General features: G+C 70.9%; 8 protein-coding genes and 3 tRNA genes. All 11 read right to left on the reverse strand.

Annotated features, from left to right (window positions below; translation table 11 throughout):
- Positions 1-216 precede the first annotated feature (216 nt).
- The 11 genes from QSG27_RS25995 to QSG27_RS26045 all read right to left on the reverse strand — a co-directional run bounded on the left by QSG27_RS25995 (position 217) and on the right by QSG27_RS26045 (position 7,940).
- Positions 217-291, reverse strand: a tRNA-Gly gene (locus QSG27_RS25995).
- A gap of 4 nt (positions 292-295) precedes the next feature.
- Positions 296-372: transfer RNA gene (locus tag QSG27_RS26000), tRNA-Asp, on the reverse strand.
- Positions 373-376: 4 nt separating this feature from the next.
- Positions 377-452 (reverse strand) — tRNA-Asn (locus QSG27_RS26005).
- A gap of 92 nt (positions 453-544) precedes the next feature.
- Positions 545-919, reverse strand: a complete 375-nt coding sequence (locus QSG27_RS26010) for a response regulator (protein WP_306711305.1) — start codon at positions 917-919, stop codon at positions 545-547.
- Positions 920-1,057: 138 nt separating this feature from the next.
- A complete protein-coding gene (locus tag QSG27_RS26015; protein ID WP_306711308.1) occupies positions 1,058-2,500 on the reverse strand; it encodes a TadE/TadG family type IV pilus assembly protein in 1,443 nt (480 codons plus the stop codon).
- Entirely contained in the window at positions 2,497-3,126 is a 630-nt protein-coding gene (locus tag QSG27_RS26020) for a TadE/TadG family type IV pilus assembly protein (protein ID WP_306711310.1), read from the reverse strand. The genes QSG27_RS26015 and QSG27_RS26020 overlap by 4 nt, the downstream gene beginning before the upstream one ends.
- Positions 3,127-3,131: 5 nt before the next feature.
- Positions 3,132-3,707, reverse strand: a complete 576-nt coding sequence (locus QSG27_RS26025; protein ID WP_306711312.1) for a TadE/TadG family type IV pilus assembly protein — start codon at positions 3,705-3,707, stop codon at positions 3,132-3,134.
- A gap of 10 nt (positions 3,708-3,717) precedes the next feature.
- Complete coding sequence (locus QSG27_RS26030; protein WP_306711314.1) at positions 3,718-4,551, reverse strand: tetratricopeptide repeat protein; 834 nt, start codon at positions 4,549-4,551, stop codon at positions 3,718-3,720.
- On the reverse strand, positions 4,548-5,561 hold the full coding sequence (locus QSG27_RS26035) for a type II secretion system F family protein (RefSeq protein ID WP_306711316.1): 1,014 nt from the start codon (positions 5,559-5,561) through the stop codon (positions 4,548-4,550). Before QSG27_RS26035 ends, QSG27_RS26030 begins: the two co-directional genes overlap by 4 nt.
- Positions 5,558-6,523, reverse strand: a complete 966-nt coding sequence (locus QSG27_RS26040; protein ID WP_306711318.1) for a type II secretion system F family protein — start codon at positions 6,521-6,523, stop codon at positions 5,558-5,560. Before QSG27_RS26040 ends, QSG27_RS26035 begins: the two co-directional genes overlap by 4 nt.
- 16 nt (positions 6,524-6,539) lie before the next feature.
- Positions 6,540-7,940, reverse strand: a complete 1,401-nt coding sequence (locus tag QSG27_RS26045; protein WP_306711320.1) for a CpaF family protein — start codon at positions 7,938-7,940, stop codon at positions 6,540-6,542.
- Between the last annotated feature and the right edge of the window lie 88 nt (positions 7,941-8,028).

The raw sequence follows: 8,028 nt of genomic DNA on the forward strand, positions 1-8,028 counted from the left end.
CTTCGAGAGCCGGCGCCTTCCCCCAGGGGAGGCGCCGGTTTTTCGTCGTTGAAGCTTGAGGCCGGTGGTTGCGCCGGCCCCCCCTCCCTGACCCTCCCCCGCCTTCGGCGGGGGAGGGAATGAGGTGTCGGAGTGGGGGAATGGAGCGGCCCAAAATGAAAAAGGGCCGCTTGTTGGACAAGCGGCCCTTGAAGGCACTCGATGGTGCTTCGAAACTGGAGCGGGCGAAGGGATTCGAACCCTCGACCCCAACCTTGGCAAGGTTGTGCTCTACCCCTGAGCTACGCCCGCAATGTGGCGCGAGTGACGGGACTTGAACCCGCGGCCTCCGGCGTGACAGGCCGGCGCTCTAACCAACTGAGCTACACCCGCAATATGGCTCCGGATGCTGGACTCGAACCAGCGACACGCGGATTAACAGTCCGCTGCTCTACCGACTGAGCTAATCCGGAACGGAGGCCGGCTTATACGGGTCCCAGCGGCAGAGCGCAAGCAGGAACTTCACCGGGAGGCGATTTTTTTCGCGGCCTACCTTCGGTGCCTTTCAGGCGACGCCGAGCAGGGCCTGCACCGCCCGGACGATGCTGTCCTCGGAGAAGGGCTTCTGGACGACGGAGAGCTGGCCCGGCTCCTCCTTGGGCAGGTTGTCGCTGTAGCCGGTGGTGACCAGGATGGGCAACTCGGGACGCTGCTCCTGCATGCGTGCGATCAGGCTGCTGCCATCGAAATGCGGCATGCGCAGGTCGGTGATCAGGATGTCCGCGGGGTCGTTCTGGTCGATCTTGAAGGCGTCGAACCCGTTGCGCCCGATGGTCACGCGGAAGCCGCGCTCCTCCAGGGTTTCGGCAATGGTGACCGCGACGACCGGGTCGTCCTCGGCAACGATCACATGAAAGGTCTGGGGGAAATTCTGGGACATGGCGGGTGGGCCTCTCGTCTGCACGGTCCCGAATCCTGTAGCCCATCGGACGGCGGCGGACCAATGCGCAATAGGTCATAAACCGCCGCCTCTGCCATACCGCCAGCCGTTCAGCGCCAACGGTTCAACGCCAGCCGCTCAGCGGACGATCCGCAGGTTGCTGAGCTGGCCGGCGATGGTGCGGAACACCGTCTGCAGATCCGCGGGGGAGGGGCTGTCGAAATAATGGTTCGGGCCGGGCGAGGCGCAGCTTTCGTACAGGGTGCGGGTGGCGCTGTTGGCGCTGTCGCCGACGGTGATGGTGAACAGGGTGATCCCGGCCGCCTTCATGTTGGTGCACAGCGTCAGCATGCGGTTGTCGATCGCCGTCGTCACCTGATTGGCGTTGGTGGTGCCGAGAAGCCCGTCGCCGATGCGCTGGTAGCTGGTGTAGTCGCCCTGGGGCTTGTACTTGTACCACTCGTTGTTGCCGTCGGTCAGCAGGACGACCGCCTTGGACATGTCGGGCGTTCCGTAATTGAGCGGCAGGGTGTTCGGGGTCGTGCCGCCCCACAGACCGCGCCATTTCGGCGACAGGGTGAACCACCCCGCCTGAAGCCCCTGGTTCGCCATGGTGCCGCCGCGGTTCACCGGCTTCAGCCCGGCGATCTTGGAGAGCAACGCCGACCGGTCGTTGGTCAGCGGCATGATGGCCGGCGGGCAGCCCAGGTTCGGGCCGGCCATGTCGTTGGTCTGGCGGTAGGTGCCGTCGTCGGTGATGTTGTTCGGGGTCCAGGGGTTGTCGTTGTTGTTCCCGTTGTACTGGTTGTTCGGGTACCAGAAGGGCTTGAAGGGCGCGGAGGCCGGCGGCGTGTCCGTCTGGTCCTGCGGCTGGGTGCGGGCCAGGACGCAGCCGCGCCAACCCTGGGACGCCCATTTGGTGGCGTCGTAGCTGCCCGCCGCCAGCCAGCCCGTACGGGTCTTGCCGATGTTGACCTCCGCCGCGTAGGGGGCGATGGAGACCCACAGATTCTTCGGCGGCGTGCTGCCCGGCCCGAACAGGATGTTCACGAGGTCGGTGGCGGCGGTGCGCAGTTCCCCGATGCGGTTGTTCGTGGCCATGGAACCGGTGACGTCCAGCACCAGCGCCAGCTCCAGCCCGGTGTTGGCGCGCTGCACCAGATTGGTGACGGTGATGGTGAGCTGGTTCACCCGCAGGACGCGCAGGAAGGTCGTCGGCAGGGTGGCGGTGACCGTCACGCCGACGCGCTGGTTCGTCTGGTCCAGCGTCACCGCGGGGGTTCCGATGGCCGCCCCCATGAAGCCCGGCGGCAGGTTGGCGGCGACGAACATGGCGATGTCCTGCTGCGCCTCCGCCGAGGAGTTCAGCATCTTGCCGGCGGCCAGCGCCCCGGCGTCGATGGCGGTCTGAAGCCGCGACTGCACCAGAAAGGCCCGCCCGTAATCCACCGCCAGCCCGACCATGCCCAGCAGGGGCACCGCGGCGGCGGCGAACATCAGCGCGGTGGCCCCCCGGCGGTCCCCCCGCACCCGCCGGAGGGAGGCGATCAAGCGGCGCGCGGGTTCGAGCGGTGTCCTCATGGCCCGGTCTCCAGCGTGGTGAGCGTGCCGAGCCGGGGCTGGTAGACGGCGCTGGCGTAGAGCGTCGTGGAGGTCCCGGCGTTGCCGAGCCACGGCCAACTCAGCAGATAGGGGGTGAAGCGGTAGAACAGCTCGGTGAAGATGGCGTTGTCGCCCGGTTGCTGGGTGAAGCCGGGGGGAAGCGTGGCGGCCCCGCCCGCGGCGCCGAGGTGGCTGGCGGCGGAGCCTGTGCCGGCCCGCTCCTGCCACATCACCCGCGACCCCTGGCCCATGTTGGCGACCGAGGTGACGATCACCTGCCCGCCGGCCATCAGGTCGAGCGGCTGGGCGACCTCCGTGGCCGCGAGGAACAGCACGCCGACCTCGTTGCCCTTCACCACCGTCATGCCGGCGCGCAGCTTGTCGAACTGGGTGGCGATGTCGCTGACGTTGGCGGCGGTGCGGTTCAGCGTCAGGGTGATGCTGACATAGCGGACGACGTCCACCGTGGCGGTGACCAGCACCAGAAGCACCGGCGCCAGCAGCGCCATCTCCAGCGCCGCGATGCCCCGCCGGTCGCGCCAGGGCCGGTCGTGCCAGGGCCGGTCGTGCCAGGGAAGGCGGCGGAATGGATGACGTTTCGTCATGCCGGTCACTCCCCCACCATGAAGGGCTCGTTGCGCACGGCCAGCCGCGCCTCGTGGACCAGCTCCGACCGGCCCAGCACCGTGGCGCCGAGCCCGGTCAGCACCGGCTGGGTGTAGCGCAGCACATAGACGACGACCTGCCCGCTGCCGCCCAGAGCCGCTCCGGTCTGCCCGGCGTCCCAGTTGGCGGAGCCGCAGTTCAGGTCGGTCAGCGAGGTTGAGGGCGGAACGCCCCCGTTGATCTGGCCCAGCGTCGTGAAGGAGGCGTAGCTGTGGCTGCGCACCGACAGGCGGCTCTGGTCGAGCACGCGGTGGGTCAGCCGGCGCACCGTGTCGCAGACCTGGGCGCGGCGGTCGGTGAAGCCGGTCGCCAGCTCCCCCGTGAAGCCGCTGCGGGCGGCGGCGCGGGCGGCGTGGTTCAGCAGCCCGTCCACGGTCAGCGAGTAGGAGACCTCGGCCAGCGCGATCATGCCCGCGATCAGCGCCGGGGAGACGAGCGCCAGTTCCAGCGTGGTCAGGCCCCGGCGGTCCCGCAAGGCGCGGAGGAAGGGGCGGCTATGGCTGCGGCTAAGGCTGCGCATGGGGGCCGCCTCACGGCTTGGCGGCGACGAGCTGGCGCGCCGTCTCGTAGAAGGCCAGGTTGGAGCGGACGTTCCCGTCGTCGAGGTCGAGCCGCGCCACGCGGGCCGCCGCCTCCAGATCGCCCTTCAGCCCATAGGCCAAGGCCAGGTTCTGGCGGATGCGGGGCGAGTCCACCCCGCTCTGGACGAGGCGTTCCAGGATCGGCACCCCCTCCGCGTTGCCGCTCAGCGCCAGCGACAGGCCGAGATTGGCGGTGGCCGCCACGTTGTTCGGCTCGGCGGTCAGGACGTGGCGGTATTCGGTCTGGGCCTCGGGGTGCCGCCCGGCGAGGTCGAGGGCGACGCCGCGGTTCAGATGGGCGCGCAGATCGTCCCCGTTGCGGCGCAGCAGCGCGTCGAAGCGGTTCAGCGCGTCGGCGGGGCGGTTGGCGCGGACCAGGGCGCGGCCCAGCGCCGTCTGCACCTCCACATTGTCGGGCACGGCGGCGGCGGCCTTTTGCAGTTCCACCACCGCGTCGGCGGGGGCGCCGCTCTCCGACAGGGTTTCGCCCAGCCCGAGCAGGGCGCCGACATGGCCGGGCGCCTGATCCAGAACGGCGCGGTAGAAGCGCACCGCGGAGGCGGAATTCCCCGCCTCCTGCGCGGCGCGGGCGAGGCGGAGCTGAACGCGCGCCTTGTCGTCCAGCGTGGCGTTCGCGGTGGGGCCGCCCTTGGACCCGACGGACCCGCTCCCCGGCGCGGAGGCACAGGCGCTGACCGACAACAGCAGAAGGGCGGCCGCCGCAGCGCGGCCCAGACCGGAGAGATGCTTCTTGGACGGGCGGAGGGACGGGACGGCGATCATGGCTGACCTCCCTTGGTCGGGCTGTGGCGTTGATTGGAGTGGGCTTGCTGGTTGGCGCTGGCGCCGTCGAAGCTGCGGGACACGTCGAGCATGGCGGGGCCGCCGACGACGATGAAGACGCAGGGCAGGATGAAGACGACCATCGGCAGGGTCAGCAGGACCGGCAGGCGGGCCGCCTTCTCCTCGAACCGGGCGAGGCGTTGGGCGCGCATTTCCCCGGCCAGGACGCGCAGCGCCTGGGCCAGCGGCGTGCCGTAGCGCATGGCCTGGATCAGCGTCGTCGCCATGCCGCGCACGCCTTCCATGTCCAGCCGGGCGGCCAGATTGGTCAGCGCGCCGCCGCGGTCGGACAGCACCCGCATCTCCGCCGCGGTGGCCGACAGCTCGGCGCTGAGCGCCGGGTAGGCGGTCGCCACCTCGCGGGCCACGCGGTCCACCGCCGCCTCCAGGCCGAGGCCGGCCTCGCCGCAGATCACCAGCAGGTCGAGCGCGTCGGGCAGGCCGTTGCGCACCTCCTCCAGGCGGCGGTCGCGCATCCGGCCCAGCGCCAGATCGGGCAGCCGCCAGCCGAGCAGGGCACCGGCCACCACCTGCGCCGCCTCGCCCGGCGCGCCAATCAGCGCGGGCAGGAGGGCGCCCGCCGCCGCCGGGACCAGCGCCATCCCGGCGCCGATGCACAGAAGCTTGACGCCGAGCAGCGAATAGAGATGGCCGGGCTGATTGTAGCCGGCGGCGATCAGGCTTTTGCGCATCCGCTCCCGGTCGGCGGACCCGACCAGCGGCGTGCGGGCCAGCCAGGCGCCCATCCGGCTCAGCAGGCTCCGGCGCTCCGTCTCCGGACCGGCGGCCCGCCGCGCGGTTCCGGCGCGCAGAAGCTCCAGCCGGGCGAGCAGCCGCTCGCGGAGCGTGCAGGAGCGCAGCCCGGCGACGCCGGTCAGGATCATCAGGACGCCGAAGCCAAGAAGGACCGGTTGCGGGATCAGGCCGCCGCCCAGGACGCCATCGCTCATGACAGGGTCCTCCGGATGAGGAGTTGCATGGAGCCGACGCCGACCAGCAGCAGCCCACCGGCGACCGCCAGCATCGTCTGGCCGCTCGGCTCGTCGATCAGCCGCATCGCGTAGTCGGGGTTCAGCATCGCCATGCCGCCACCGGCCAGGAAGGGCAGGGCGGCCAGAACGGCGGCGGAGCTGCGCGCCTCCGAGGTCAGGGCGCGGGTGCGCATCTGCACGCGGCGGCGCTGGCGGATCATGTCGGCCAGATTCTCCAGCGGCTCCGTCAGGTTGCCGCCGGTCTCCCGCTGAAGCAGCAGGGTGACGACGAAGAAGCGGAACTCCGGCAGGCGGACGTTGGCGGCGGCGCGCGTCAGCACGGTCTCCAGGTCGATGCCCATGGCCGTCTCGTCCACGATGCGGCGGAACAGCGGGGCGATCGGCTCGGACAGTTCGGTGCCGACCATCCGCAGGCTTTCCGACACCGGGATGCCGGCTCGGGTGGCGCGGACGACGAGGCTGATGGCGTCGGGAAGCTGGTTCATCAGCGCCTCCAGCGTCCGGCGGCGGCTGGACGCGAAGACCAGGCGCGGGGTGACCAGAAGGGCCACGGCGGCGACGGTCATGGCGCCCGCGTCGCCCATCACCGGCCCGCCCAGCCACCAGCACAGGGCGGCGGCGATCACGGCGGTGAGCAGCGCCCGCCACAGCCGGATGCCCGGCGGCAGATAGACCGTCTGGCGCCGCGCGTAGAAGCGCGACATGCGCCGCTTGACCCGGTCGGCGAAGGTTAGGGGACCGGCGCCGGTGATGTCGGGGCTGCCGTCCTCCACCTCGGTCAGCGCCTGCGCCGACAGGGCGGCCAGCCGGCGGCGCAGCGCCTTGCGGCGGCGGAAGGCGCGCAGGGTGGAGAGGGCGAACAGCAGGGTGCCGACGCCGAGGAGGAGCGTGGCAAGCTGAAGGGCCTGGATGCGGTCCATCGCGGGTCCTCCCGTCTCAGAGGCCGGCGGTGGCGGCGGTCCAGGCCGCCTCCTGCCCGAAATAGGCCAGCCGCTCCGCGAAGCGCGGGCGCAGGCCGGTGGCGGCGTAGCGCCCCTCCAGGATTCCGTCGCGGCTCTCCCCGCGGAATTCGAAGGTGAACAGGTCCTGTGTCAGGATCACGTCGCCCTCCATGCCGACCAGCTCGGTGACGTGGGTGATGCGGCGCACGCCGTCGCGCATGCGCTGCACCTGGACGATGACGTTGACCGCCCCGGCGATCTGCTGGCGGATGGCGCGGCTGGGCAGGTTCATGCCGGCCATCAGCACCATGTTCTCCACACGGCTCAGCGCGTCGCGCGGGTTGTTGGCGTGGATGGTGGACATCGACCCGTCATGGCCGGTGTTCATGGCCTGGAGCATGTCGAAGGCTTCCGCCCCGCGCACCTCGCCGATGATGATGCGGTCGGGCCGCATGCGCAGCGCGTTGCGCACGAGGTCGCGCTGCGTCACCTGCCCCTGGCCTTCCAGGTTGGGCGGGCGGGTTTCCAGCCGGACGACGTGGGGCTGTTGGAGCTGGAGTTCGGCGGCGTCCTCAATGGTGATGACGCGCTCGGTCGCCTCGATGGGGCGGGACATGGCGTTGAGCAGAGTCGTCTTGCCCGAGCCGGTGCCGCCGGAGATGATGACGTTCAACCGGCAGCGCCCGATGATCTCCAGCGCACGGGCCATCGGCTCGGACAGGCTGCGGAACTCCACCAGCTCGCGGAAGCCGATGGTGCGGCGGGCGAATTTGCGGATGGAGATGCAGGCGCCGTCGAGCGCCAGCGGCGGCACCACGATGTTGACGCGGCTGCCGTCGGCCAGACGGGCGTCCACCATGGGGCTGGATTCGTCCACTCGCCGCCCGACCGCCGAGGCGATGCGCTGCGCGATGTTCAGCAGATGCCCGGCGTCGCGGAAGCGCACCGGCATCTCGACCAGCTTGCCGCGCTGCTCCGCGAAGGTGCGGGAGGGACCGTTGACCATGATGTCGGTGATCCCGTCGTCGGCCAGCAGCGGTTCCAGCGGGCCGAGGCCGATCATGTCGTGGACCAGCTCCGTCGCCAGCGTGGCCTGCTCGCGCCCGTTCAACTGGCTGCGGCTGGCGGTGGCGATGTCGTCGATCAGCCGCTCCACCAGCGGGCGCAGGGTCTCCGCCGGCATGTCGGCGATGGTCGCCGGGTCGATGCGGGCCAGCACCTGGCTGCGGATGTCGTTCAGCGAGCGGTTGACCGGGCGCACCGCGGCCAGCGGAGGGGGAGGCGGGGACGGGGCCGCCGCGGCGGGCGGTGCGGGGACGGGCTTCGGTTCCTCGGGCGGCGGGCTTGCCACGGCCAGGGAGGGGGGAGCGGCCTTGCGGCCGAACAGCGTGCTCATCGCCGCACCCAGCGGCGGAACAGGCCATCCTGCGCGGTGGGACGCCCGGCGACGTCGGCGCCCAGCCGCTCCATCGCCTCGCGGAAGC

Source organism: Azospirillum isscasi, assembly GCF_030849505.1.
GTDB lineage: Bacteria > Pseudomonadota > Alphaproteobacteria > Azospirillales > Azospirillaceae > Azospirillum > Azospirillum isscasi.

Bases quoted from the DNA above. Each gene is read 5' to 3' on its own strand.
- QSG27_RS26040 (WP_306711318.1), bottom strand. From the start codon at position 6,523: ATGGACCGCATCCAGGCCCTTCAGCTTGCCACGCTCCTCCTCGGCGTC.
- QSG27_RS26030 (WP_306711314.1), bottom strand. From the start codon at position 4,551: ATGATCGCCGTCCCGTCCCTCCGCCCGTCCAAGAAGCATCTCTCCGGT.
- QSG27_RS26015 (WP_306711308.1), bottom strand. From the start codon at position 2,500: ATGAGGACACCGCTCGAACCCGCGCGCCGCTTGATCGCCTCCCTCCGG.
- QSG27_RS26010 (WP_306711305.1), bottom strand. From the start codon at position 919: ATGTCCCAGAATTTCCCCCAGACCTTTCATGTGATCGTTGCCGAGGAC.
- QSG27_RS26035 (WP_306711316.1), bottom strand. From the start codon at position 5,561: ATGAGCGATGGCGTCCTGGGCGGCGGCCTGATCCCGCAACCGGTCCTT.
- QSG27_RS26045 (WP_306711320.1), bottom strand. From the start codon at position 7,940: ATGAGCACGCTGTTCGGCCGCAAGGCCGCTCCCCCCTCCCTGGCCGTG.
- QSG27_RS26020 (WP_306711310.1), bottom strand. From the start codon at position 3,126: ATGACGAAACGTCATCCATTCCGCCGCCTTCCCTGGCACGACCGGCCC.
- QSG27_RS26025 (WP_306711312.1), bottom strand. From the start codon at position 3,707: ATGCGCAGCCTTAGCCGCAGCCATAGCCGCCCCTTCCTCCGCGCCTTG.